This is a genomic window from Tunturibacter psychrotolerans (genome assembly GCF_040359615.1).
Taxonomy (GTDB): Bacteria; Acidobacteriota; Terriglobia; order Terriglobales; family Acidobacteriaceae; genus Edaphobacter; species Edaphobacter psychrotolerans.
Genome location: NZ_CP132942.1, coordinates 225,851 through 251,144 on the forward strand (window position 1 = coordinate 225,851; position 25,294 = coordinate 251,144).

A 25,294-nucleotide genomic window follows, 5' to 3' on the forward strand; every position below is an offset into this window, starting at 1 on the left:
AAAATCGGATCCCTAAAAATGACAAATAGATGACTTTGTTTGAGGCTGATGGTCAGTTGTCTCTTGGTAAAATGGTACGTGGTTAGCCGACGAGACGTTTTACAGATGGCTGGAATGGCGGCGCTTTCCGCTGCGCTGCCCGTCGGTGCTGAGTTGCTGAGCGAGGCGGATGCCAAGATCGACATTGCGCCCTATTCGCTTGAAGTTTCGCGTGGACGCTTCCTCAAAACAATTGCATACAACCAGCAGGTTCCCGGCGCTTTGTTGCGCATGCAAGAGGGCCGACCGGTGACGATTGATGTCACGAATCACTCTGGCAACGATGAGATCGTGCATTGGCATGGGATGTTTCTTCCGCCTGAAGTTGACGGCGCGATGGAAGAGGGCACTCCGCACATCGCGAAGGGAGCGACCACGCGCTACACCTTTACGCCAAGCCCTGCGGGTTTTCGCTGGTATCACACGCATACCTTCGCTGGAAGAGATTTGAACAAGGGGCAGTACACGGGACAGCATGGATTTTTGATGATTGAGCCGCGCGAGAATCCGGCGCGGTATGACCAGGAAATATTTCTGGCGCTGCATGACTGGAGAGGCAGCCTGCTTGCCAGCGATGATGGGTCGATGAATCCCGTGTACGACATTTCGACGATCAACGGGCGGACGATGGGCTTTGGCGAGCCGCTGCGGGTGAAGCAGGGACAGCGAGTGCTCTTTCATGTGCTCAACAGCAGCGCGACGGAGGTGCACTGGATTTCGTTCGCGGGACATTCGTTTCATGTAATCGCGCTGGACGGTAATGAGGTGCCAAATCCTGCGACGGTTTCGATGCTGCGGCTTGCTCCGGCTGAGCGGGTTAGCGCAGTGGTGGAGATGAACAATCCTGGCGTGTGGACGCTGGGTGAGGTGAGAAAGCATGTGATGGCTGCTGGGATGGGCGTGGTTGTGGAGTATGCCGGCGCTCAGGGGAAGCCACGATGGGATCAGCCCAACGATCTGGTGTGGGACTATTTGCAGTTTGGTACGACGGTGGCTGTGTCTGTCGCGGAGACGGGGGCTGTTGAGATTCCGCTGGTGTTCGAGTCGAAGTTCGCGGGGCATGGAGCGATGGATCGCTTTACCATCAACGGCAAATCGTTTCCTGACACTGAGACGATAGCGCTGACACACGATCAACGATATCGTCTGATTTTTCGAAACAAAAGTACAGACGATCATCCGGTTCATCTTCATCGGCATACCTTTGAGCTACGACGCATTGCGGATCAGCCGCAAACGCGTGGGATTTTGAAGGATGTGGTCCTTGTCGCCGGAGGAACAGAAGTTGAGGTCGAGTTTACGGCGAGTCATCCCGGACTGACGCTGTTTCATTGTCATCAGCAGAATCATATGGACGATGGCTTCATGATGCTGTTTCGCTACGTTTGAATGGAGTAGAAGTTGGATCTCTTGTTGTGGTATCGACGGCTTCGCATGGCGATTTTTCTTTGCTGCCTTGGAGTGATCGTCTGTTCGAACGTGTGCGCCCACGCACAGGGGAACTATGAGATCCAGGTGTATGGCGCTGACACTGTTCCGCCGAAGAACCTGATGGTGGAGGTGCACTCGAACTTTACGCCGGATGGCCAGATTCGCACTGTTGATGGCGTGTATCCGACCAATCATCAGCAGCACGAGACTTTGGAGTTGACTGAGGGGTTGACGTCATGGGCCGAGATCGGGTTCTACGTTTTTACCAGTTGGCAGGATGGGCACGGAGTGCAGTGGGTCGGCGATCATATTCGACCGCGGGTGAAGGTGCCGGACTCGTGGCACTGGCCTGTTGGGGTGAGTTTGTCGACCGAAATCGGATATCAGAGGGCAGCGTATTCGCCGGATACATGGACCTGGGAGTTGCGGCCGATCATCGATAAGTCCATTGGGCGATGGTACTTTGCGGTGAATCCCGCGTTAGAGAGAACCTTCCACGGGCCGGATGTCGCGCTGGGGCTGGGGTTCTCGCCGGCGGCGAAGGTTAGTTATGACTTTACGAGGCAGGTCAGCGCGGGGTTTGAATACTATGCAGACTATGGTCGGATTGGATCTTTTGACTCGCTGCATGGACAGCAACAGCAGATCTTTGCGGTGACGGACCTGAATGTCTCTCCGAAGTGGGAGATCAATTTTGGCGTGGGAATAGGGCCGACAGCGGCAACGGATCATCTCATTGTGAAAGGGATTGTGGGGCGGCGGTTCAATTGGGGGAAGCAATCAAAAGTTGATTAGAGGATTCGCTCGACGGATGGAAATAGATTGAGGTGGGACTGAAAATGCCTTTGCGAGGTTGCAGAGCGAACGAGCAGGATGTATGGTTGAAAGCAAGATGATTCTTCAGTCCAGCCGAATTTCGTTTATTCTCCGCTATTGGCGCACAATAGCGGCATCGGCGGAGTAGCTTCATCTGAGAGATAGCAGTAGCTTCAGTTGATTCGACATCCATACGAGCCGCGACCCTTCCAAGTCGCGGCTTTTGTTTTGTGTAAGGCGAGATTTCAGGAGTGACCGATGAGTGCGAGTTCAACGACAGGTGCGACGGCGACGGTGGCAGGGCGGTTTGGTGCGTATGGCGGGAGGTATGTTCCGGAGACGCTGATGGCTGCGTTGGAGGAGCTTGAACATGCGTATTCCGTGGCTCAGAAAGATGCGGCGTTTCAGGCGGAGTTAGATGATCTGTTGCATCACTACTGCGGCAGGCCTACTCCACTGTATTTTGCAAAGCGGCTGACGGAACAGATGGGTGGGGCAAAGATTTATTTAAAGCGAGAAGACCTGCTGCATACCGGCGCGCACAAGATCAATAACGCACTGGGGCAGGGGCTGCTGGCGCGGCGGATGGGAAAGCAGAGGATTATCGCCGAGACTGGAGCGGGGCAACATGGGGTGGCGACGGCGACGGTTTGCGCGCTGCTGGGCCTGGAGTGCGTTGTCTACATGGGCGAGGAGGATATGCGGCGGCAGGAACTGAATGTGTACCGCATGCGGCTGCTGGGCGCGGAGGTGCGCGGCGTTTCGGCTGGATCAGCGACGCTTAAGGACGCGATCAATGAGGCGATGCGGGATTGGGTGACGAATGTTCGGACGACCTATTACATTCTCGGCAGTGCGCTTGGGGCGCATCCCTATCCGACGATGGTACGGGACTTCCACCGTGTAATTAGCCGTGAAGCGCGAGCGCAGATGCTCGAGCAGGAAGGAAAACTGCCGACTGCGGTTGTGGCGTGCGTGGGTGGCGGGTCGAACGCGATTGGCGCGTTTTATGAGTTTTTGCCGGATACGAATGTGCAGTTGATCGGCGTTGAAGCAGGTGGGCGCGGAACCGCTCTAGGAGAACACGCGGCACGATTCCAAAAAGTTGGTGGTGGCTTGCCGGGCGTGCTGCAGGGTACGTACTCGTATGTGTTACAAAATGATGCCGGACAGGTTAGCAGCACCCATTCTGTTTCTGCAGGTTTGGACTATGCGAGCGTGGGGCCCGAGCATGCGATGCTCCACGATTCGGGACGGGCGAGCTATGTCTCGTGCTCGGATGATGATGCGTTGAAGGCTACGGTGACGCTGTCGCGAACTGAGGGGATTTTGCCGGCTCTCGAGAGCGCTCATGCGGTGGCAGAGGCGATTCGACTGGCTCCGACGATGGCGAAGACGGATGTACTGATGGTGAACCTGTCGGGACGCGGCGATAAGGATATGGGGATCCTGGCGCGGGAGCTTGATTTGAAGGGCAGTGAGAGCGTGAAAGGCTAAGTACAGAACGATGGCGATTGAATTTAGAAAGAAGCCGGGAATTGTTGCTTATTTGACGGCTGGGGATCCTGACCTGGCGACGACCAGGGACATTGCGCTGGCTGCGATCGATAACGGCGCGGACGTGATTGAGTTGGGTGTTCCGTTCAGCGATCCGCTGGCGGATGGGCCAGTGATTCAGCGAGCCAGTGAGCGGGCTGTAGCGCGAGGAGTGAGGCTGACCGATGTCCTCGACTTGGCGAAGGAGCTGCGTGCGGCAAGGCCAGCCGCGGGGTTGGTGCTGTTTTCTTACCTGAACCCTGTGGTGCGGATGGGGATGAAGAGGTTTTGTGCACGCGCTGCTGAGACTGGCGCTGATGGCGTGCTGTTGACCGACATGATCGTCGAAGAGGCGGGCGAGTATCTTGCGGAGATGAAGGTCAATGGGCTGGCGCCCATCTTTCTGGCGGCGCCTACGAGTCCGGACGCTCGGCTGAAGGCGATTGCGGGGGTGTCGCAAGGGTTTGTGTATGCAATCTCAAGGGTTGGGATCACCGGGACGCAACAGAGGGTGGCCGGAGATGCTTCGGAGTTGGTGTCGCGACTGCGGCAGTTTACGAAGTTGCCGATTGCGGTGGGGTTCGGGATCTCCAATGCTGCACACGTGAGGGCGGTGGGTGAGTTTGCGGACGCGGCGATCATCGGCAGCGCATTGGTGGCGCTCATCGAGAAAAGCCCGGCGGAGGAAGCAGCAACAGCCATAGGGCAGTTCATCGCAGGGTTGAGAGCATGAGTACCTTTAGCATGGCGGGGCGAAACACCACGAGGCGCGTTTATCATTGTCGATACAGGATGGTTCTGCACAAAATACTTTGCAACAAACTGCGCTTGAGCGCGTGCCGTTGCATTGCGAGGCGAATAGATGGATATCTCCGACTGGAGACAGAAGATTGATGAGCTGGATGTCGAAATTGTTCGACTCATCAACAAACGTGCGGAGGCCGCGCGTGCGATTGGAGAACTTAAGAAAACCGCAGATTTGCCAGTCTATGAACCGCGCCGCGAGCAGGAAGTCTTCGACCGCGTTCGCAAGGCGAATCCAGGACCGCTGGCCGACGCCGAATTGCTTCATGTGTATGAACGGATTATTGATGTGATGCGGACGCTGCAGCGAAGGGATCTTTAGTATGCCCCTGTGATCAGAAACGTTTGATTTTAGATTTTGTATCTAATTTGGTTACGTAAAGAGAGTGATGCGAAGACAATGATAGTTGCGATGCATGGCCAGGCGACGGAAGAAAACATACAACAGGTGATCGAACGCATGGTGGAGCTTGGCTTCAACGTTCACCGGACGACAGGAGCAGCACAGACGATTCTGGCTGGCGTGGGGACACCAGAGCACTTCGAGGTTGCCGAGTTCAAAGTGTTGGCGGGCGTCTACGATGCCTACCGAATCTCGTCGCCGTACAAACTGGCAGGGCGAAGCTTCCGGCCAGGGGGAACGACAGTCACGTTTCCGAACGGAGTGGTGGTTGGCGGAGAGGAAGTTGTGGTGATGGCGGGGCCCTGTTCGGTGGAGTCTCGGGAGCAGATTCTGACCAGCGCGAAACAAGTTGCCGCAGCGGGGGCAAAGTTTTTGAGGGGTGGAGCGTTCAAACCTCGCAGCTCACCGTATAGCTTTCAAGGCATGGGGCTCGATGGGCTGAAGTTGCTGCGTGAAGTCTCAGAGGAGACGGGGCTTTTGGTTATCACCGAGGTGATGGAGATCTCGCAGATCGAGTTGATGCTGCCGTATATCGATTGCTTCCAGGTGGGTGCGCGGAATATGCAGAATTTCAACCTGCTGCGCGAGCTTGGGCATGTGAGAAAGCCGGTGCTGATGAAGCGGGGAATCTCAGCGACGATCGAAGAGGTGCTGTTGAGCGCGGAGTATATTCTGTCGGGCGGTAACTACAACCTGATGCTGTGTGAGCGGGGGATTCGGACGTACGAGACGTATACGCGGAATACGATGGATATCTCAGCGATTCCAGTGCTCAAAAAGCTGACGCATCTGCCGGTGCTCGGCGATCCGTCTCACGGTGTTGGGATTCGGGATCTGGTGCCGCCAATGGCGTTGGCGAGTGTGGCGGCGGGCGCGGATGGATTGTTGATGGAGATGCATCCGAATCCGGATAAAGCGATGAGTGATGGTGCACAGAGTTTGTATCCGGAACAGCTACAAAATCTGATGGCGCAACTTAAGTTGCTGGCGCCGGTGGTGAACAGGACGATGGCTTAGGACGAGGATTCCGGCATAATGGAGCGGGCTTTCATCATCGGGACGGGATTGATCGGGGCTTCAATTGGCCTGGCGCTTCGTGCGGCTGGGTTTGGTGGACGCATCGATGGGTGGGACACGAGTCAACTTGAAATGGCTTCTGCCGTGCAGATGGGTGCAATCGATGGCAGAGCAGCGAGTCGCGAGAATGCTCTCGAACTGGCGCGGTTGGCAGATGTAACTGTGCTGGCGGTGCCGGTGCTTGCGATCAAAGACTGGATGCAGCAGCTGGCGCCGGTGCTGCGAGCAGGGCAACTTGTGACCGACGTCGGGAGTACGAAGCTTGAGATTGTGGAGCTCGCGCGGCAGTTGTTTGCCGACGATGCTACTGCTGTTTTTCTCCCCGGGCATCCGATGGCTGGCAAGGAATCAGGCGGCGCGCTTCTCGCGGAAGCGGGGCTATTCGATGGCGCGATGTGGTTGTTTACACCTGTCTCAGCAGAGATGACAGCGATCGAGAAAGACTGGCGCGGGTGGGTTGGTTGTTTTGGGTCGCGGACGCTGGACATGGATGCGGCGCGGCACGACGAATTGTGCGCGTGGGTGAGCCACCTGCCACAGATGCTCTCGACTGCGCTGGCGGCTCTGCTTGAAGAAAAGTTTGGTGATGCTCCAGAGATTGCTGCGATTGGAGGACGGGCGCTGCGGGAGACTACGCGGCTGGGAGCCAGTCCTTACAGCATGTGGAGAGACGTAGCGATGACTAACACCGGGCCGGTCGCGGATACTCTGCTGGCGTTAGAGCAACGGCTGCAGCATGTGCGGGAGAATCTGCGGACGCCGGAGTTGCGGAATGAGTTTGTCCTGGCGAATCGATTTCGTCAGCGGCGATGATTCGTGCGTTGGACAATGAAATTGATATTTTACAAGTCTGAAGAAAGATCATGATGCCTGTGAAGGATTCGATAAGCCAACTAAGTGTCAACCTTGCCGACGTCGCTGCTGCGCGAGAGCGGGTTCGTGGATCGATCTATTATTCGCCTTGCCCGCATTCACAGATGCTGTCGGCGCTGACGGGGCAACAGGTGTATTTGAAACTGGAAAACCTGCAGATGACCGGCTCGTTTAAGGAGCGCGGTGCACTGAATCGGATTGCGATGCTGACGCCGGAGCAGGCTTCGCGTGGCGTGGTTGCAGCGAGCGCGGGAAATCATGCTCAGGGTGTGGCATACCACGCGACGAAGCGAGGGATCCGGGCGCTGATCGTGATGCCGCTGGCGACACCGCTGGTGAAGGTGACGGCGACTCGAGGGTTTGGTGCGGAGGTGGTGCTGCACGGCGCGAACTACGACGAAGCTTGCGAGGAAGCTACACGGCTTTGCGAGGCAGAGGGGATGACGTTTATTCATCCGTTCGACGACGCGATGGTGATGGCCGGACAAGGCACGATTGGGCTTGAACTGTTGGAGCAGGTGCCTCGACTGGAGGCCGTGGTGGTTCCAATCGGCGGTGGCGGGTTGATTGGCGGAGTTGCCTGCGCGATCAAAGAGTCACGTCCAGATGTTCGTGTAGTTGGAGTGCAGACCTCGAGGCTGCCTTCGATGGTGGCAGCGCGAACGGTTGGACACCCCGTGACGTTGGAGCCTTCGACGACAATTGCAGATGGCATTGCGGTGCGGCGTGCGGGAGATATCACTTTTCCGATGGTCGAACGCTATGTCGATGAGATTGTGACCGTCGATGAGGATGAGATTGCTTCAGCGATCCTTGTTCTGCTGGAGCGGGAGAAGACGCTGGCCGAAGGTGCGGGAGCGGCGGCGTTGGCGGCGTTACTGCAGAAGAAAACCTCGCTGAATGGCGCGCATACGGCAGTGATGGTGTGCGGCGGAAATATTGACGTGACTTTATTGAGCAGGATCATCGAGCGCGGTCTGGTGCAGGATGGAAGGTTGATCCGGCTCCGGATTCATCTGCTGGACAAGCCCGGGGCGCTTGCCGAGCTAACGCTGTTAATTGCCAAGTACCGCGCAAACATCGTGGACACGCTCTACAACCGGGCGTATTACGGTGTGAATCTTGGCGATACGACGATCGACATCACCATGGAGACGCGTGGGCGCGAACAGGTCGAGGAGTTGCTGGCGGCGATGACGGCTGGCGGTTACAGATACAGCCAGGTGATCTAGCGGCTTTGCTGAGATCTAGGGGCTTTGCTGAGATTGTGCGCGGTCAGGCTTTTTCGTAGTGAAAGTGGAGTTCCTGCTCGCTGGCTACGGGCTGACCGTCTTTCGTGGCCGGGTGAAAAGTCCACTGCTGAATGGTTGCGATGACGCTTTCGTCGATTCCATGGCCGAGGCCACTGGTCATTTTGATGTCGGCGATCTTGCCCGTGGTATCGATGACGATGTCGAGGATGACGTCGCCTTTGGTGCCGTGCGGGAGGGTGGATAGGTCAGGCTTTGGCGTGGGAAAGTAACTTAACAGAGCGATGTTGATGTTGCCGGAGCCCAGGGAGTCGGCGCCAGCGGTAGAGTCCGGCTGTGTTGAGGCAGGCGAGGTTGCGTTGGGGGAGGCGGTGGTCTCCTTCGGCTTTGGCGTGATTGGAGCCGGGAGCGGAGTGGTGGACTCAAGCAGCCTGGGTTGCGTTTTGGGATTTGGAGTAGAGGTTTGGAGAGGGGCTTTGCCGGGTGAATATGTCAACAGGAGATTAGAACCGTGCGGGCTGCCGGGGAGGCGGATGGGTGCGATCCAGGAGGCGCGTTGGTGCAGGAGCGCGGCGATGAGAAGCAGATGCAGGAGGGAGGAAGCTATGGTGTGGTCCGGCGTTAGACGTTGGACTGTGATGGGTTTGCCGATGGTGTCCAATGCTTATCTCCTCCTTTCTCTGCGATGTAACTGCAAATGTGTTTCTTGTTAGACGCGAGTGAAGGTGGTCTGTTGCTTTTCCTGATGACGATCGGCGGCGAGCGAGATGAGGCGATCGATCAGTTGTCTGTAGGGTAGGCCGGAGGCTTCCCAGAGCTTGGGATACATGCTGATGCTGGTGAAGCCGGGCATAGTGTTGATTTCGTTGAGGTAGATGCGGGCTTTGGATTCCCTGCCTTTTTTGCCTTTGATGGCCGGTTCCATGAGGAAATCGACGCGGGCGAGGCCGGCGCAGTCGCAGGCGCGGAAGGCGGCTATTGCCATTTCGCGTATCTGTTTTGATTCGGATTTTGAAAGTTGCGCGGGGATGATGGGAACGGAGGCGTCGGAGTGGTACTTGGCGTCGTAGTCGTAGAACTCGGCGCCGGGGACTATTTCGCCGACGACGGAGGCCTCGGGGGAATCGTTGCCGAGGACAGCTACTTCGAGTTCGCGGGGTTTGGCTCCGGGACCACCTACACCCTGCTCGATGATGATCTTGCGGTCATAGCTGGCAGCGACGTCCATGGCAGGGGCGAGTTCGCTGCGGTCGTGAACTTTGCTGATGCCTACGGAAGAGCCTAGATTCGCGGGTTTAACGAAGACCGGGTAGGTGAGCTTTTTTTCGATGCGCTTTGTGCAGCGCTTGGCGTCGGCCTTCCACTCGCTGCGCAGGAGGTTGACGTGTGGGGTTTGAGGCAGGCCAGCTGCGGCGAAGAGCTGCTTCATAACCGACTTGTCCATGCCTGTAGCGGAGCCTAAGACGCCTGAGCCTACGTAGGCTATGTCGGCCAGTTCGAAGAGGCCTTGGATGGTGCCGTCTTCACCAAAGGTCCCGTGGAGTACGGGGAAGATGACGTCGAGGGACTGAGCTAGAGAGCCGTTTTGCTGCGCGAGGGCTTCGTGGCCAGTAGCGCTGGCACGGAGTGCGACGGAGTTGGTGGTGGTGCGTTTGTTCTTGATTGGCGCGGGTTTTGTGTTGCCTGCGAGCAGGTGCTGGGCGTCGGAGGAGGTGAGCCACTGGCCTTGTTTGGTGATTCCTATGGGAATTACTTCGTATTTTGTCTGGTCGATGGATTTGAGGATGGAGGCGGCGGAGAGGAGGGACACCTCGTGCTCACCGGAGCGGCCGCCGAAGAGGATGCCAATGCGGAGTTTTTTAGGGGTGGGCTTGGTGGTTTGCTTTTTGGTCTGTTTCTTTTGTTTCGTCATGGATAGGTACAAGTCTCTCCTAAATTTGGGCGGTTCTGCGGGAAAAAAAATGCTGGGTATCGAAGTGGTCTTTTGCAGGGGGTTTTGAGGGTTTTTGTGTTTTTGGTGGTGGTTTTTTGTGGTGAAGATGTGGTGATTTGTGTGGCTGATGTGGTGTTTTTGCACTTATTTTTTTAGGGTCAAAAAATGCGCCACTGTTTTGTGAAATATTTTGATGGGTAGCGCGGGCTGCGTGAGTGGTTCGGGCTTACCTGCATCTTTCTCCTTTATGCCTGACCGTAAGCGCAAACCCGAACGCACTACGCCGCACAAGGACAAGATCTGCAAGACCTGTGGACGGACGTTCGAGTGGCGTAAGAAGTGGGAGCGGGATTGGGATGTAATCAAGTACTGCAGCGATGAGTGCAGGGGGCACAAGGCTGGAGAGGCGGACGTTGCGTTGGAGAAGGCGATTCTGGAACTGCTTGCCGAGCGTGGACGGGACAAGACGATCTGTCCATCGGAGGCGGCGAAGCTGGTGGGTGGGCTGGAGAGCCGACGGGATTGGGAGGGGTTGATGGAACCGGCTCGGGCTGCTGCGCGGCGTTTAGTGGCGACGGGAAAGGTTGTCGTGACGCAGCATGGACATGTGGTTGACGCCGCCACTGCAAAAGGAGCGATTCGTTTACGACTGCGTTGAAATCATCGCCTGATTACTGGAAAACGTAGTTATTTTGCGGCCACGTGCGATGCGGGGGACGCTTCTAAGTCTGCATGACAATCGCAAAAAAGTCGGTCAAGAGATCCTCCTCCTCTTCTTCCAATAAGTCTTCTGACGCGAAGCAAAGCTCTCGGTGCTGGCCTGGTTTTGAGCCGGTTGCGGGGAAGGCTCCGCGAGAGAAAGGGAGTTGTAAGCCTAAGCCCGGAAAGAAGTCGGCTGCGGTGAAGCGTGCGGACCAGAAGGCTGCGGCGGCGAGCAAGTTGGAGAAGCAAGGCAAGCCGAATCCGCGTCGCAAGGCTGCGTGACACTCGGGCTATACTGCCCGATATGGATGCCGAACGGATCCGCGCCTATTTGCTTACCCTGCCGCATGTGGTGGATACGGTGCAGTGGAGTGGCACGCTTGTCTTCTGGGTGGGGGATAAGGCGATTGGCGGGAAGATGTTTGCGATGGTGCGGCTGGAACAGGACGAGAGTTTGGAACGGGATGAGAAGAGACGGGTGATCTCGTACTCTGCGGGACCGGAGCGCTACCACGAGCTGTTGGAGAGAGAGGGAATCTTTCCTGCTCCCTATGCGGCTCGGATCTTCTATGTTGCGGTGCGGGGCTGGGGCGTCTTTCGTAAGGCGGAGTGGGAGCAGGAGTTGAGCGCTGCTCATGCGATTACGTATGCGAAGCTGCCGGAGAAGGTTCGCGCGGCGCTTGCTTTGCCTGCGGCTCAGCAGAAGCGGCTGATCGCAGAGCGGAGAAAGGTGTTGGCTGCGAAGGCTGCGGCGAAAGCGCGATGAGCGGCTCGTTTTGCAGATCGGAACGGATCGGCTCAGACTGAGTTCGATGAGTGCGTCAGTTTGATGCACTCATCTTGATGTACTCAACTTGATGCACTCACCGACAGGCCGCAATGACTTATCTGGATACACTTTCAGCTTGATATGGAACCTATTCCGTAACTCCGTCATTGATCTGCGCGCAGTCCATGCGGAGGGTGCCGTTGTCGTTGAACACCAACCCGTAAAAGCGAAAGATACTGCCCGCGGCGAGCGAAGCCTTATTGAGCATCTGCGTGTTGTTGTCGGCGTAGACCACAACCGTGTTTGGATTCGTCAGCAGCGTCGTTTGTCCCGGCTGCACCGCGAATTCGGGGAACAGGTCGTATGGTTGGAGCGTCACCGTGTATTCGGTAAAGCTGCCCTGATTGGAGATCGAAGTGACCGTGCCGTTGATTGTTTGCGGCCGCAGCACCATGGCGGTCAGTGGGAAATATAGAGGGTCGGGTAAGTTGGCTGTCGCCTGTGTGGTTACCGTCACGGCCTGACCCGGTACAACAGTCGCGGAGTTGAAAGTGGGCGTAAAGGGAAGGGACGTAAGATTTTTGTATTGGCCTGACGTCTGGAACTGTGAGTTGTCGAAATTGACATAGCCAAATCCGCCGAGGCCTGTGGGCAGGTAGCCTTGTTGCGCCTGCCCAATGAGATCCGCGACCGGTGTGGTGTTGGAGACTAGTGTCAACGGTCCGCCGGCTACCGTGAGATTTGTCGTTTCCGTACTGATTGCCGAAACCCGCGTAGCCACGAGCGAGCCATCCTGTTGAAGAGCCACGTCCATATCTACGGGCACTCCCGCGGCAAGCTGGGATGCCCCCGAGATTCCCTGAAGGACGGTGCTGCTATTGAGGCTGACTTGCCACGTTGGCGGTGTCTGGCTGGTCACGAGGCCGTTGACCGAAAGCTCGGTCGCGCCTGAGCCGACCGAGCTAATCGTCCCTTCAAGTCCGAGGGCCAACCCGTTTGTGCTGTTAGTTGGTTGTGCAGCGATAGTCAAAGGAGTGAGGTCGAAAGCTGACGTGACCGGCGGAGCAGATGGAAATTCTGCCGCAGTTGGACATTGCCCGGGGTAGGGGTCCACCTTTAGGTCAAGAAGCAGCCCCATGGCCGTGCCGTCCACCGTGATGGAATTAGGCAGGTTGATGGTTTCGTTGGCTTCGCTTATAAAATAGTCGGTGTTACTGGTTCCGGGGTACTGTGCACTGCAAACGTTGGTGGCGCCGCCGTAGGTTGCGCTGGCAGAGACGTAAGTGTCCTGTGGAATGCTTACCGTGGCGATCGGCTCGACATGGCCATTCAGGTGGATGAACTCTTCGCTAACCGGCGAGGTGAGCACATTAACTGTCTTGCCCGCCTGGTTCGTTAAGGTCAGACTCAAGAGCGTCGTAGTAAACGCCGATAGTTGGTCGTTCGCCGTGCTCGACGCCAAAATTACGACTCGAGTATTCCCACTCAAAGTTGTGTTTGGTCCGCTGCTACTACATCCGGCTATAAGGATTGCGAGCAGGGTTAGAGAACAGGTCCGAATTAATACAGGGAGGAAAGTCCGACGTGAAGGGCAAGGCAGTGTGGCACTCAAGGAATACTCCGAAATTTACAATGAGAAGACGTTTCAATAAGTAGACAACCTTTGATCAGCGCAAGTCTACCCTCCTAAGCTGATTCTCAGCTGTTATTTGACCGTCAATGTACAGTTGCGGAAGCGGCTTATGCTCGGCGACCGTCCGGAGTGAAGATTCCTTCGAAGGCTGGCCAGTAGGCCCAGATGAGGAAGATCTCGAGAAGAGCGCAGACGACGCCGGGTCCGATTCCTGCGCCTCCGGTCAGGGTCAGGTGGAAGAGCAGGACGTTGACCAGGATGGGACCCAGGATGACGAGTCCGATAGGGACGTAGCGGCCGATGAGCAACAGGATTCCGGCGATGGTGTAGAGGATTCCGTGGAAGGTCAACCATCCATGCGCGAACATGATGCCGGCGAGGACGCCCGCGTCGCCGGGTATCGGCGGATTGGGCATGAAGTGGAAGAAGTTATTGAGCCCAAAAACGAAGAAGACGAGTCCAAGCAGGATGCGGGCGATCAGAACAGCTATTTTCATCAGCGACGAACTCCTTGGGAGTGGATTAGTAGAGAATTCTCTGTGTGTGCTTCAATTGCGTCAAGAAGATTGATTGGATACGTCGAATTTATGCTGAATAACGGTAACTCTGGTGTTGCGATGTCGCTGGCTGGTAAGGTTGCCCTGATTACGGGCGGTTCGCGCGGGATTGGAGCGGCGACGGTTCGGATGTTTCGTCGGGCGGGGGCCAAGGTGGTGTTCAACTACCGCTCTGCGGCGGAGCAGGCTGAGGCGCTGGTGGCGGAGTGCGATGGGAGTGAGGTGTGTCTTGCGGTTCAGCAGACGCTTGCCACCCCTGAGGATGGTGAGGCGCTGGTGCGCGCTGCTGTAGCGGCGTTCGGGCGAGTTGACTGCGCGATTTTGAATCATGGAGTGTGGCCGGCGCATGACGCGCCTATCTCGGAGATGACGAGCGAGCAGTGGCGGACTACGCTGGGTACGAATCTGGATAGCGTGTTTGGTGTGGTGCGGGCTGCGGTGGCGCAGATGAAGACCCAGCCGCAGGTGGGCTCGGCGCGGGGGCACATTGTTTTGATTAGTTCGACTGCGGGGCAGCGCGGGGAGGCTTTTCATGCGGACTATGCGGCGACGAAGGGTGCGCTGATCAGCCTGACGAAGAGCCTGTCGACTGAGTTGATTGGTGAGGGGATCTATTGCAACTGCGTTGCGCCCGGGTGGGTCGCTACGGAGGCAACTGCGGGGGTGCTGAGCGATCCTGAGGTTTCGAAGAAGCTGCTGTCTCTGATTCCGCTGGGGCGTCCGGCGGATGTGGATGAGATTGCGGCTCCTGTACTGTTTCTCTGCACACCCTTCGCTGGGTTTATCTCTGGCGAGATCTTTAATGTGAACGGCGGCGCAGTGCTGGCCGGATGAGCGGAGCTTCTATGAATCAGGTTGTACTTGGATTGGGCGTCGCGCTTGCTCTTGGTATGGGGTCGGTGAGGCCGCTGTGGTCGCAGGCGAGCGAGATTCCCAGTGCGGGGCAGGTGGTGCCGAACGGAGAGACTCCAGAGCAACACGGGCGCAAGCTGTTGAAGGAGATGGTTGAGGCGCTGGGTGGGAACGCGTGGATGAACCGTCGCAATATGCGCGAGCTTGGGCATATTGGCCGGTTCTTCCATGGCACGCCTACGGGGTTGGTGATCGACTTTACTTCGACGCGTCAGTTTCCGAGTGACAATCGCTTTGACGCGATGCGGGTTGGATTTATTACCGACAAAAGCATTCTTTTTCCGGGGAAGAAGATCGACGTCGTGCAGATATGGACGGCGGGTAAGGGGTATGAGGTTACGTACAAGGGTAAAGCTGAGCTGCCGAAAGATCAGGTCGATGATTTTTATCGGCGCCGGGAGCACTCGGTTGAAGCGGTGGTGAATACGTGGCTGAAGGCTCCGGGCGTGGTGGTGGTTTATGAGGGGACGACGATGGTGGAGCGCAGACTTGCCGAGAAGGTGACGGTGTTGAGTGACAACAATGACGCGGTGACGATTGAGCTGGATTCGACGTCGCATCTTCCGCTGCGCCGTACGTTTCAGTGGAGGAATGAGACCTTCAAGGACTTTGATGAAGACGCTGAGGAGTATGCGGATTACCACACGATTCAGGGGTTGCCGACGGCGCTCTCGATCACTCGATACCACAATGGCGACATGGCGAGCCAGACGTTTTTGCTGAAGGTGGAGTATGACGTCGATGCTGCGCCGGATATGTTCAATCCCGAGGTGTTGTTGAAGAAAAAGCAGTAAGGACGGCCGGGCCTGAGTGGACTCTCTGCAGATAAAAGGAGCTATGCGATGAAACGGAAGTTTGCGAATATTCTCGAGACCGTTGGAAATACGCCTGTGGTGCGGATTAATAAGCTGGCGCCGGCGGGAGTGGATCTGTTTGTTAAGGTTGAAGCGTTCAACCCGTTGGGGTCGGTGAAGGACCGGCTGGCGCTGGGTGTGATCGAGGACGCTGAGCGGACGGGGGCGTTGAAGCCGGGGCAGACGGTGATCGAGGCGACGAGCGGGAATACGGGCATCGGGCTGGCGATGGTGTGCGCGCAGAAGGGGTATCCGCTGGTGGTGGTGATGTCGGAGACGTTCAGCGTTGAACGGCGAAAGCTGATGAGGTTTCTGGGTGCGAAGGTGGTGCTGACTCCGGCTGCGGAACGGGGGTTGGGGATGGTGAAGAAGACGAATGAGCTGGCGGAGAAGCATGGCTGGTTTCGGACGCGGCAATTTGAGAATGAGGCGAATGCGGATATGCACTCGCGTACGACGGCACAGGAGATTCTGAGGGATTTCGAGGGCGACCGGCTGGATTATTGGGTGACTGGGTTTGGCACGGGGGGAACGCTGAAGGGCGTGGCGCGCGTGTTGGCGGAGAAGAGGCCGGAGACGAAGATTGTGGTGTGCGAGCCGGAGGTGGCAGCGATGATCTCGAGTGGGGCTGCGCAGCCGCGGAATGCGGATGGAACTCCGTCGGCGGGGCACCCGGCTTGGACTCCGCACCCGCAGCAGGGGTGGAGCCCGGATTTTATTTCGAGCCTTACACAGGATGCGATCGATTCGCATCGCATCAGCCAGGTGCTGCGAGTGGAGAACGCTGAGGCGATGCGGTGGAGCAAGGAGCTGGCTCTGAAAGAGGGGATCTTCGTGGGGATTACTTCTGGGGCGACCTTTGCAGGGGCGCTGCGGGTGTGTGCAGAGGCGCCGAAGGGGTCGGCCGTGCTGTGCATGCTGCCGGATACGGGGGAGCGGTATTTGAGCACGCCGCTGTTTGCGGATATCGCGGTGGATATGACGCCGGAGGAGCTGGAGATTGCTCGGTCCACTCCTGGGGCGCAGCTTCAACCGGCGGGGTGAGGCGAGGTTGTTTGTAGGGCGCTTTCGTCCGGTTGGCGTGCTTCGGCGTTTATACTCATCTTTGCTATGAGCGAGACTACGACCGATCAGATTGCCGACGAACAACCTGCGCAGCGCACTACGATGGACATCCTCGAGATTATGTCCCTGCTGCCGCACCGCTACCCCTTTTTGTTGATCGACCGCGTGGTCGAGATGGAGCGGAAGCAGCGCATTGTCGCGATCAAGAATGTGACGATCAACGAGCCGCATTTTCAGGGGCACTTTCCTGACTACCCGATTATGCCTGGTGTGTTGATGGTGGAGGCGATTGCGCAGACGGGCGGAGCGTTGCTACTGAATGAGATTCCTGATCGCGACTCGAAGCTGATGGTGTTTACGGGGATTGAGAATGCACGGTTTCGCCGGCCGGTGGTGCCGGGGGATCAGCTTCGCATTGAGGTGACGGTGCTGCAGTGGAGAAGCCGCGCGGTGAAGATGCTGGGGAATATCACTGTGGATGGGAAGCTGGTTTGCGATGCCACGGTGATGTGCCAAGTGGTTCCGCGGGTTGTGAAGAAAGCGACGACCGAGGCACCGTCAGAGTGAGCATTCATCCCACAGCGATCGTTGCGGCGGGGGCGAAGATTCCTGCGAGCTGTATGGTGGGACCTTACTGCACGGTGGGGCCTGATGTCGCGCTCGGGGAAGAGTGCGAGCTGGTTTCGCATGTGGTGCTTGACGGGCATCTGACGATGGGCCGGCGGAACCGAATCTTTTCGTTTGCGTGCGTCGGGATTTCGCCACAGGATCTGAAGTATGCAGGGGAGCCAACCGCTGTTGAGATCGGCGATGACAATACCATTCGCGAGTATGTGACGATTTCGCGTGGGACCAAGGGCGGCGGAGGAGTGACGAGGGTGGGGAATGACTGCCTGATCATGGCCTATACCCACATTGGACACGACTCGACGATTGGGACAGGGTGCATTCTTGCGAATGCTGCCACGCTGGCGGGCCATGTGACGGTTGAGGATTACGCGAGCGTGGGCGCACTTTGTCCGGTGCACCAGTTCTGTCGTATCGGCAAGTACGCTTATATTGGCGGCGGAACGACGATTACGCAGGATGTACTTCCCTATTCGTTGACCTCGATTGAGCGGAACAATCACGCTTACGGGCTGAATAAAGTGGGTCTGGAGCGGAAGGGCTTCACGCCGGAACAGTTGAAGGAGCTGCGCGCAGCGTATCGCACGCTGATCGCGTCGAAACTTAACATTTCCGATGCGCTGGCGGCGATTCGCAAGACGATCGCTTCCGGCGGCGCGGGCGAACACGTCGTTTACCTCGCCGACTTTATTGCAAGCAGCGAGCGAGGCATCATCAAATAGGTATGTTGGTTGGGTTTGGCTTACAGAATTAGATTGGAGTTTGTCCACTTATGATCTCGTCGGTTCCGGCTCGTCTTCTCTTCGCTGCTTCCCTTTTTGTGGCAGGCTTTTCTTCTGTGGACGCACAAGCTCAGACGGCTGCTCCTGTGCGTGTCGCCATTGTTGGGCTGGTTCATGGCCATGTCCAAGGCTTTCTACATAATCTTGCCGCGCATCCTGAGATTGCTCTGGTGGGCATCTCTGACCCTGATGCCGCGCTGCGCCAAAAATATATCGCGAAGACACACCTGTCGGGGGACCTGTTCTTTGCGACTGAAGCAGAGATGCTGAAGAAGACGCAGCCGCAGGCGATCCTTGTCTACACGTCGATTGCGGGCCATCGAGCCGCTATTGAAGAGGCTGCGCCTCTGCACATAGCCGCCATGGTGGAGAAGCCGCTGGCGACTACGGTTGAAGATGCACTTGCCATCCAGGCGCTTTCGGAGAGGTACAACGTTCCCGTTCTGACGAACTACGAGACGACCTGGTACAACTCGAATACCGCAGCGGTAAAGATGCTGGAAGAGGGGAAGATCGGCGATTTGCGCAAGCTAGTCGTTCACGACGGGCACGAGGGACCCAAGGAGATTCATGTCGATCCTGAGTTTTTCGACTGGCTGACTGACCCAAAACTGAACGGCGCTGGTGCGATGTTTGATTTTGGCTGCTATGGGGCCGATCTTGCGACATGGATCATGCATGGGGAGCTTCCGACGACTGTAACTGCGGTCGCGTTGCAGTTGAAGCCGCAGATTTATCCGAATGTGGATGACGACAGCACGATCGTCCTCACTTATCCGCACGCGCAGGCGATTCTTCAGGGTTCGTGGAACTGGCCGTTTGCGCGGAAGGATATGGAGGTCTATGGTGCCACAGGCTATGTCGATACGCTTTATGAGGATGCCGGGCCGGGTGTAAAGCTTCGCATGCGTCTGACTGGAGAAAAAGCTGAGCATGTTGAGACAGCGCCTGCGCTGACGGCGCCGCAGAATGATTCGCTGAACTATCTTGCTGCTGTTCTTGGCGGGAGCCTGAAGCCGCAGCATGATCTGACGTCGCTCGATACCAACATCGTGGTGGTTCGCATACTCGATGCGGCGCGGCGCTCTGCTCAGACGGGAAAGACGATCTACCTTGCTCGCGAAGTCGCGGCAGCGAAGTAGGGATATTTCACGTGACCATGAGCGGACAAGATCAAGTCGAAAAGCTTGGACTCATTGCTGGGAACGGGCGCTTTCCGTTTCTTTTGCTGGATGCTGCGCGTGCGAATGGCTTGCAGGTTGTCGTTGCGGCGATCAATGAAGAGACCGATCCCGAGATGAACGATCGCGCGGCGGCGGATTCTGGTATTCGCGTTCACTGGCTGTCGCTGGGCGAGTTGTCGAAGCTGATCGACACTTTACGTGGTGAGGGCATTACACGTGCCGTGATGGCTGGACAGGTAAAACACAAGCAGATCTTTTCCAGTATTCGACCGGACTGGAGACTTGCGAAGCTGCTGCTGAGCCTGCGTACTCGCAACACTGACATGCTGCTGGGTGCGATCGCGAAGGTGCTTGGAGATGAGGGGATTGAATTGATCTCCTCGACGCAGTATCTTGAGCCGCTGTTGGCGAAGGCTGGGGTGCTGACTCGCCGGCAGCCCGATGGGGAAGAGCTGAAGGATATTGCGTACGGGCGAACTGTTGCGCAGGCTATCGCTACATACGATCTCGGGCAGACGGTGGTGGTCGCGGCGCAGGCTTGCGTTGCGGTGGAGGCGATGGAAGGGACCGACGCTACGATCTCTCGCGCGGGCGAGTTATTTCGCACACTCGATTCGGGGGGTGAGACGACTCTTCGTCGTGCTCTCACTGTCGTCAAAGTGGCCAAGCCCAATCAGGACATGCGCTTTGACGTACCCGTGGTGGGCGTTGCGACCATCGAGGCGATGAAGGCCGCGGGCGCCACCTGTCTCGCAGTTGAAGCGGAGAGAACCCTGATGTTCGATCCGGAAGCGATTCTGAAGACGGCGGATGAGGCCGGTATTTCCATTATCGCGAAGTAAAGATATTGTCACGAAGCTGTAAAGAGAGGGGCCGGAGCGATAAAATTGCAACGCAGCATACGGTCTTCGAGACTTTCGCGGCTTTCACTCGTCCACAGATAACAGAACCACATAAGGGGAATCACCATGCGCAAAGCAGTTTGGATCGCAGCAATCATCGGCGTAGCAACAGCGTGCGGCATAGGCATCAGGGCCCATGCGGCGCCTGCGGCAGACACAATACAGGCTGGAGCCGTGGCGCCTAACTTTACCCTGCCCTCGCAGGAGGACAAGCCGGTTAGTCTGACCGACTACAAGGGGAAATGGGTTGTGCTGTACTTCTACCCTAAGGACCAGACCACCGGCTGCACCATTGAAGCGCACAACTTCCAACGCGACATCGCCAAGTATGACGCGGCGAACGCGGTGGTTCTTGGTGTGAGCCTGGATACGGTCGAAGGGCACAAGACCTGGTGCTCGAAGGATACGTTCAGCTTCAAGCTGCTCGCCGATCCGGATCACAAGGTCGTCGACATGTACGGCGTTCCGGTGAAGAACTATGGCGTGATGAAGTTCGCCAACCGCGAGACGTTCCTGATTTCGCCGGATGGCAAGGTCGTTAAGGTCTGGGAGAAGGTCGATCCGAACGTTCACAGCACGGAAGTTCTTGCTGAGATCAGCGCTAACAAGAAGTAGATATTTATCAGCAGACGCAAAAAGGCCCGGGCTCTCAATTGAGGAGTCCGGGCCTATTTGCTTGCCTGGAGAGTGCTTACTTCTTTACGGCTTTCTTTGCTGGGGCCTTCTTTACAGCCTTCTTTACGGCTTTCTTAGCAGGAGCCTTCTTGGCTGCCTTCTTAGCAGGAGCCTTCTTTGCTGCTGCCTTCTTCGCTGGTGCCTTCTTTGCTGCTTTCTTAGTTGCCAAGGTAGTACCTCTCTTCTTTAGTTTTTTACTGCTTGCAGTGCTCTTGTTGCCGGCAGCCTTTTTAGGGGCGACCTTCCCGCCGCGCAGAGCACTAACCTTCTTCGCGGCAGATTTCGATTTGGCAGAGGCCTTCTTTGGAGCGGCCTTCTTTGCCAGAACTTTTTGGGGTGCGGGCTTCTTTGCCGCAACCTTCTTCGCAACGACCTTCTTGGCCGCCGCGGGCTTGCTGACTTTCTTCGCTGCCGACTTCACAGGCGTGGCCTTCTTGGCTGGTGCGGCTTTCTTGGCTGGGGTGAGCTTCTTAGCTGGCGTCGCAGCAACCTTCTTTGCCGCCGGCTTTACCTGGCTCACAGCCGATTGACTCACCGGCAGCTTGGACTCTTTGGTCGCCGGCTGGTAGCTGCTCACTGGCGAAGGCGGCAGCGCGAACAGCTTTGCATCTTCGGCATGGGTTCCATGAAGATCATCGTCGGTGTCTTCGTCATCGAGCTGAGACTCCGCATCGTCATCCTCTGAGGTCATCGTGACCTCTTCTTCTTCATCATCATCGTTGAAGCGGTGATGCACATCATCCTGTTCGTCATCGGGTTCATCGCCGAAGGTATGATCGTCATCGGCTGCAGCTGCGTGAAGCTTGATGGTGTCGTCAAACATCATTGTTGTTATCCCCTCACTGCTTTCTACTTCTATCGCTCTCTGCGTTGTCTTACCAGCTTCGATGCAACAACAAACATCTTTACATACCGGCACCAGATTCTAGCAACAAGGATGCATCCAACCGCTACCGAAGGCAAGCAATCTTTTTCACGAGGAAACTTATCGTGTAGCTTTCTTTTTCATTTTGGTGGCGGAGCTGAGCTCCGCTTCGCTTGAACTCTTCTTACTGGTCGCCTTAGTGGAAGCGGAGGACGTGCCGGACTTCGAGTTCTTGTGTGTGCTGGTTGAATGCGTGGAACCCTGATGAACACTGGTCGAAGCAGAATGCACGCCGCTCCTTTTTCGAGTGCCTCTGCCATGCACGTGTGTGCCGGGCGCGAGCTTAACCGGCTCGACAACTGCGAGGGAGGTGCCGGGATGCACGGCTTTGGACGATAGATGATTCCACCGCCGCAGATCTTCTACCGAGACGCCGAATCGATCGGCGACGGTGACCAACGTGTCGCCGCGACGCATGGCGTATCGCTGCGGCCGTGCTCCCGCAGCGGCTGTCGTGACCGGTATGACGAGTTCGTCTCCGGTATCGACGCCATCATTCAGAGCCACGCCGTTTGCAGCTACGATGTCGCTTGCATGGGCATGCAAGGTGGTTGCGATGCCGTCGAGCGTTTCGCCCGGGCGTACCACGTGAAAGCGCCAGCTGCTGCGTTTGTCTTCAGGAATCTCCTTGAGGCGCTCGGTGAAGACGTCGTGGGTGCCAACGGGGATGTGCAGATCGAACGACGTGTCGTGGGGCGTCGTCATTCGCAGGAGGCTGGGATTCAAGGCCACGATCTCAGTGAGAGAGGAGTCGGTGACGTCGGCTACCAGACGTAGATCGATTGCATAGTCGACGGACACGGTGTCGGAGACGACGGGCGCGTCGGGGACCATCTTGTCGAGTCCATACTTCTCGGGGTTCTTCGCCATGATGACGGCGGCGAGAATCTTGGGGACGTAGTCCCTGGTCTCCTTCGGCAGCGAGTTGCGGCGGTAGAGCTCCCAGAAGTCGGCGTAGCCGGTTCGCTGCACAGCGCGCTGGACGTTGCCGGGGCCCCAGTCGTAGGCGGCCATGGCGAGATACCAGTCGCCGAACTGGTTGTAAAGGGTCTTCATATACTTCGCGTAGGCGATCGAAGATTTTTCGGGATCGAAGCGCTCATCGAAGTAGCCGTTGCGCGCCAGACCGTAGGCGCCGGTGGGCATGAACTGCCACATGCCGCCTGCTCCAGATTTTGCATTGAGCACCTGCGGTTGAAAGCCTGACTCGGCCACGGCGAGGTAGATCAGATCCTGAGGCACACCGTTGTCTGCCAGCGCCTTCAGTATCATCGTCTTGTATTTTCCGGCGCGCTCCATGCTGCGAAGCATGTGGGCGTGAAAGGAGGGCGAATTGGCGAAGTAGCCGATGTAGCCTGCGACCTGGTCGTTGATGACGAGAGGGAGATCGGAGGAGATCTGCAGTTCGGCCTTCAACTTCGCGGTCAGTTCGGGATCGGCCGGGAAGGTGAGGTCTTCGGCAGTATCGAGGGGCGCCTCTTCAATCTTGGGAGAGAATCCGTTGCCTTGTTTGAGCGCAGCCATCTCGAGCGAGTTCACGGCGTTGAGGAGATGATCGAACTCGTCGGCAAGTTGGGGGTCGGTCTTCAGATTCATGCCGCTGGTCAGCATGAGATCGACTGCGGAGTCGAAATCCAGCCGTGCTGCATCGAGACGACCGGCGCGATAATTGTCGACACCGCTGCGATAGGCGGCGTCAGCGGAGTTGATCAGTTGCTGGACTTTGAAGGCGTGAGCTGAGCTATCGACGGACTGCTCGGTGGACTGGGCTGGTTGGCTGGTCGTTGCTGCGTCTCCGCTCGTCGGAGGCGTAATCGTTGGTGCTGTTGCTTGTACCGGGACATTACCCGGCGCGGCGGCATCTTCCTGCGGACAACCGGTCAGCAGTACCAGCGGAGCACACATCACCGCGAGTGCCGAAGTTCGCACCAAGTCCCTTAATGTCATTCGCACCATCTTCGCTTTTCATTGTAAGGGGTGCAAGAAGCAAATTTGCGAACTCTCGCGGATAGCTCTGCGAAAGGGACCCGCTGTGCGGAATATGGTGCGGTGCAACGGACGTATGGGACAGTGCTCCTTATGTTTTACCGGCTTCGGATGAGGACTGCGGTTGCGTCATCGGTGTGGTTCGACTTGTGGGAGAACCTCTGCACCTCTTCAATCAATCCCTCTACGCAAGCGCTGGGCTGCAGGAAGTGTTGGACCAGCCGGGCAGCGCCGTACTCTTCGTCGACGTGATTCATTGCCTCGGTAATTCCATCGGTATAGAAGAGGAGCTGAGTGCCGGGATGAAGTGTGAGCTTGTATTCGGGATACGATGTTGACCCCAGCCCGAGCGGCATGCCGGTGTCGATATCGAGGAAGGAGCATTCGCCGTTGATGAGCAGAGGACGCAGATGTCCGGCGCTGGCAATGGTGATCTCACGCGATTGGGCATCAAGTACGGCGTAGATCATGGTGACGAATTTGCCTGTCGGGAAATCTTCCATGAGCATTTGATTGAGCTGCATCAGAGTTCTTCCTGGAGATGGATCGAGCTTTGCGAGCGAACGCAGGATGGCGCGGGTTGAAGACATCAACAGCGCGGCGGGCATGCCCTTGCCGGACACATCGGCCAGCACGATTCCGGTGAGTTCGTTGCCGAGATCGATGAGATCAAACCAATCGCCTGCGACTGATCCTGCCGGATTCCACGCAGTTTCAAAGGCAAAGCCGCAGACCAGCGGGACGGCCTTGACGAAGAGCGCCTGTTGAACGGCGCGGGCCTCTGCTGCTTCGCGCTTCATTTGTTCCCGCTCGAGGCGTTCGTTGCGGAACAGTCTTGCGTTTTCGATCGCCACGGCGATGTGACCGGCCAAGGCTTCCAATACCAGCACCTCGTCGTCGGAGAAGGCGTTGGCCTGCTGGTGGTCTACGCAGAGTACTCCGATGACCTCACCGCAGGTCATGAGTGGAACCGTCAACTCTGACCGGGTGTCCAGTTCGCACGCGAGGTAATAGGAGTCGATCGTGACGTCCGGCGCATAGCGCGTGACACCGGTTGCGGCGACATGGCCGACCATGCCTCGTTCGCCAATCTTCAGGCGAGAGCCTTTTCTGTAAGTGGTGCAACCTCGAACGCCGTTAAGCACCATCTCCTCACCGTTCGGATCGCGCAGCCAGACTGAGACTTCGACACAGCCGATGGAATCCGCGATGTCGTTTACCACCCGCTCAAGCAACATCTCCAGATCGAGACTGGAGGTAATGAGTTGCGAGGCACGCTGGAACTTCATCATGGCCTTCGCGCTCATCAGGGCCTGCACGAAGGGGCTGGACGAGTGAACGTGGGGAGGGATTTTGCGGATAGCCTCGATGGGAGGCGAGTTGGTCGCCATGGTGTCCTCCTTGCAAGGAACACAGGAATCTTTGGTCCATTGGATGTTGGGGCGTATGCCGCGATGCAAAGTTTGGTCCGCTGAAGAAAGACTTATTTCGGCAGGAAAATCATGCGTGGTCGGACCTGCGGCAAGTTGTTGCGGATAAATCGTATTCGCCAGAATGTA

At 57.1% G+C, this 25,294-nt stretch carries 26 protein-coding genes; 19 read left to right on the forward strand and 7 right to left on the reverse strand.

Translation table 11 applies throughout. From position 1 onward, the window contains the following. The first annotated feature begins 105 nt into the window (after window positions 1-105). The 8 genes from RBB77_RS00800 to RBB77_RS00835 all read left to right on the forward strand — a co-directional run bounded on the left by RBB77_RS00800 (window position 106) and on the right by RBB77_RS00835 (window position 8,211). Window positions 106-1,428, forward strand: a complete 1,323-nt coding sequence (locus RBB77_RS00800; RefSeq protein ID WP_353064282.1) for a multicopper oxidase family protein — start codon at window positions 106-108, stop codon at window positions 1,426-1,428. A 12-nt stretch (window positions 1,429-1,440) separates the two neighbouring features. Beyond that, window positions 1,441-2,265 (forward strand): hypothetical protein, encoded by an 825-nt coding sequence (locus RBB77_RS00805; RefSeq protein ID WP_353064283.1) that lies wholly within the window; start codon window positions 1,441-1,443, stop codon window positions 2,263-2,265. A 279-nt stretch (window positions 2,266-2,544) separates the two neighbouring features. Next, complete coding sequence (gene trpB / locus RBB77_RS00810; protein WP_353064284.1) at window positions 2,545-3,783, forward strand: tryptophan synthase subunit beta; 1,239 nt, start codon at window positions 2,545-2,547, stop codon at window positions 3,781-3,783. A 10-nt stretch (window positions 3,784-3,793) separates the two neighbouring features. Then, a complete protein-coding gene (trpA, locus tag RBB77_RS00815) occupies window positions 3,794-4,555 on the forward strand; it encodes a tryptophan synthase subunit alpha (RefSeq protein ID WP_353064285.1) in 762 nt (253 codons plus the stop codon). Between the two features lie 129 nt (window positions 4,556-4,684). After that, window positions 4,685-4,948, forward strand: a complete 264-nt coding sequence (locus RBB77_RS00820) for a chorismate mutase (protein WP_183974437.1) — start codon at window positions 4,685-4,687, stop codon at window positions 4,946-4,948. 78 nt (window positions 4,949-5,026) lie between these two features. Next, window positions 5,027-6,046 carry a 3-deoxy-7-phosphoheptulonate synthase gene (gene aroF, locus RBB77_RS00825; RefSeq protein WP_353064286.1) on the forward strand — a complete coding sequence of 340 codons (1,020 nt, stop codon included), beginning with the start codon at window positions 5,027-5,029 and terminating at the stop codon, window positions 6,044-6,046. 18 nt (window positions 6,047-6,064) lie between these two features. Further along, on the forward strand, window positions 6,065-6,919 hold the full coding sequence (locus RBB77_RS00830) for a prephenate dehydrogenase (RefSeq protein WP_353064287.1): 855 nt from the start codon (window positions 6,065-6,067) through the stop codon (window positions 6,917-6,919). A gap of 50 nt (window positions 6,920-6,969) precedes the next feature. Then, window positions 6,970-8,211: a threonine ammonia-lyase gene (locus tag RBB77_RS00835; RefSeq protein ID WP_434557091.1), complete on the forward strand. Its 1,242-nt coding sequence runs from the start codon at window positions 6,970-6,972 to the stop codon at window positions 8,209-8,211. A gap of 43 nt (window positions 8,212-8,254) precedes the next feature. On the opposite strand, the gene RBB77_RS00840 is transcribed toward RBB77_RS00835, so the two are convergent. Together RBB77_RS00840 and RBB77_RS00845 are read right to left on the reverse strand one after the other, a co-directional pair. Then, window positions 8,255-8,890 carry an energy transducer TonB gene (locus RBB77_RS00840; protein WP_353064288.1) on the reverse strand — a complete coding sequence of 212 codons (636 nt, stop codon included), beginning with the start codon at window positions 8,888-8,890 and terminating at the stop codon, window positions 8,255-8,257. Between the two features lie 48 nt (window positions 8,891-8,938). After that, window positions 8,939-10,141, reverse strand: coding sequence for a D-alanine--D-alanine ligase (locus tag RBB77_RS00845; RefSeq protein WP_353064289.1), 1,203 nt, complete (start codon window positions 10,139-10,141; stop codon window positions 8,939-8,941). A 268-nt stretch (window positions 10,142-10,409) separates the two neighbouring features. Here RBB77_RS00845 and RBB77_RS00850 point away from each other — a divergent pair, with 268 nt between their 5' ends. The 3 genes from RBB77_RS00850 (at window position 10,410) to RBB77_RS00860 (ending at window position 11,630) form a co-directional block, all read left to right on the forward strand. Then, complete coding sequence (locus RBB77_RS00850) at window positions 10,410-10,820, forward strand: DUF3253 domain-containing protein (RefSeq protein WP_353064290.1); 411 nt, start codon at window positions 10,410-10,412, stop codon at window positions 10,818-10,820. A gap of 74 nt (window positions 10,821-10,894) precedes the next feature. After that, window positions 10,895-11,146 (forward strand): hypothetical protein, encoded by a 252-nt coding sequence (locus tag RBB77_RS00855; RefSeq protein ID WP_353064291.1) that lies wholly within the window; start codon window positions 10,895-10,897, stop codon window positions 11,144-11,146. A gap of 22 nt (window positions 11,147-11,168) precedes the next feature. Then, on the forward strand, window positions 11,169-11,630 hold the full coding sequence (locus RBB77_RS00860) for an MmcQ/YjbR family DNA-binding protein (RefSeq protein WP_353064292.1): 462 nt from the start codon (window positions 11,169-11,171) through the stop codon (window positions 11,628-11,630). Window positions 11,631-11,781: 151 nt separating this feature from the next. Here the strand turns inward: RBB77_RS00860 and RBB77_RS00865 are convergent, their stop codons facing one another. Both RBB77_RS00865 and RBB77_RS00870 read right to left on the reverse strand, forming a co-directional pair. Further along, window positions 11,782-13,095, reverse strand: a complete 1,314-nt coding sequence (locus RBB77_RS00865; protein ID WP_353064293.1) for a DUF5666 domain-containing protein — start codon at window positions 13,093-13,095, stop codon at window positions 11,782-11,784. A gap of 278 nt (window positions 13,096-13,373) precedes the next feature. Then, window positions 13,374-13,763, reverse strand: a complete 390-nt coding sequence (locus RBB77_RS00870; protein ID WP_353064294.1) for a DoxX family membrane protein — start codon at window positions 13,761-13,763, stop codon at window positions 13,374-13,376. A gap of 90 nt (window positions 13,764-13,853) precedes the next feature. Between RBB77_RS00870 and RBB77_RS00875 the strand changes: the two genes are divergently transcribed. The 8 genes from RBB77_RS00875 to RBB77_RS00910 all read left to right on the forward strand — a co-directional run bounded on the left by RBB77_RS00875 (window position 13,854) and on the right by RBB77_RS00910 (window position 20,764). After that, on the forward strand, window positions 13,854-14,657 hold the full coding sequence (locus RBB77_RS00875; protein ID WP_353064295.1) for an SDR family NAD(P)-dependent oxidoreductase: 804 nt from the start codon (window positions 13,854-13,856) through the stop codon (window positions 14,655-14,657). 11 nt (window positions 14,658-14,668) lie between these two features. Continuing rightward, window positions 14,669-15,529: a hypothetical protein gene (locus RBB77_RS00880; RefSeq protein WP_353064296.1), complete on the forward strand. Its 861-nt coding sequence runs from the start codon at window positions 14,669-14,671 to the stop codon at window positions 15,527-15,529. Window positions 15,530-15,577: 48 nt separating this feature from the next. Next, complete coding sequence (locus RBB77_RS00885; protein WP_353064297.1) at window positions 15,578-16,633, forward strand: PLP-dependent cysteine synthase family protein; 1,056 nt, start codon at window positions 15,578-15,580, stop codon at window positions 16,631-16,633. A gap of 66 nt (window positions 16,634-16,699) precedes the next feature. Beyond that, complete coding sequence (gene fabZ / locus RBB77_RS00890; RefSeq protein WP_353064298.1) at window positions 16,700-17,221, forward strand: 3-hydroxyacyl-ACP dehydratase FabZ; 522 nt, start codon at window positions 16,700-16,702, stop codon at window positions 17,219-17,221. Further along, window positions 17,218-18,003: an acyl-ACP--UDP-N-acetylglucosamine O-acyltransferase gene (lpxA, locus tag RBB77_RS00895; protein WP_353064299.1), complete on the forward strand. Its 786-nt coding sequence runs from the start codon at window positions 17,218-17,220 to the stop codon at window positions 18,001-18,003. The genes fabZ and lpxA overlap by 4 nt, the downstream gene beginning before the upstream one ends. A 50-nt stretch (window positions 18,004-18,053) precedes the next feature. Beyond that, entirely contained in the window at window positions 18,054-19,205 is a 1,152-nt protein-coding gene (locus RBB77_RS00900; RefSeq protein WP_353064300.1) for a Gfo/Idh/MocA family protein, read from the forward strand. Between the two features lie 17 nt (window positions 19,206-19,222). Continuing rightward, a complete protein-coding gene (locus RBB77_RS00905) occupies window positions 19,223-20,089 on the forward strand; it encodes an LpxI family protein (protein WP_353064301.1) in 867 nt (288 codons plus the stop codon). A 126-nt stretch (window positions 20,090-20,215) separates the two neighbouring features. Further along, window positions 20,216-20,764: a peroxiredoxin gene (locus RBB77_RS00910; RefSeq protein ID WP_353064302.1), complete on the forward strand. Its 549-nt coding sequence runs from the start codon at window positions 20,216-20,218 to the stop codon at window positions 20,762-20,764. A 76-nt stretch (window positions 20,765-20,840) separates the two neighbouring features. On the opposite strand, the gene RBB77_RS00915 is transcribed toward RBB77_RS00910, so the two are convergent. The 3 genes from RBB77_RS00915 to RBB77_RS00925 form a co-directional block, all read right to left on the reverse strand. Beyond that, entirely contained in the window at window positions 20,841-21,650 is an 810-nt protein-coding gene (locus tag RBB77_RS00915; protein ID WP_353064303.1) for a hypothetical protein, read from the reverse strand. Between the two features lie 159 nt (window positions 21,651-21,809). Then, window positions 21,810-23,696, reverse strand: a complete 1,887-nt coding sequence (locus RBB77_RS00920) for a transglycosylase SLT domain-containing protein (protein ID WP_353064304.1) — start codon at window positions 23,694-23,696, stop codon at window positions 21,810-21,812. 137 nt (window positions 23,697-23,833) lie between these two features. Then, window positions 23,834-25,126: a GAF domain-containing SpoIIE family protein phosphatase gene (locus tag RBB77_RS00925; RefSeq protein ID WP_353064305.1), complete on the reverse strand. Its 1,293-nt coding sequence runs from the start codon at window positions 25,124-25,126 to the stop codon at window positions 23,834-23,836. Window positions 25,127-25,294 lie beyond the last annotated feature (168 nt).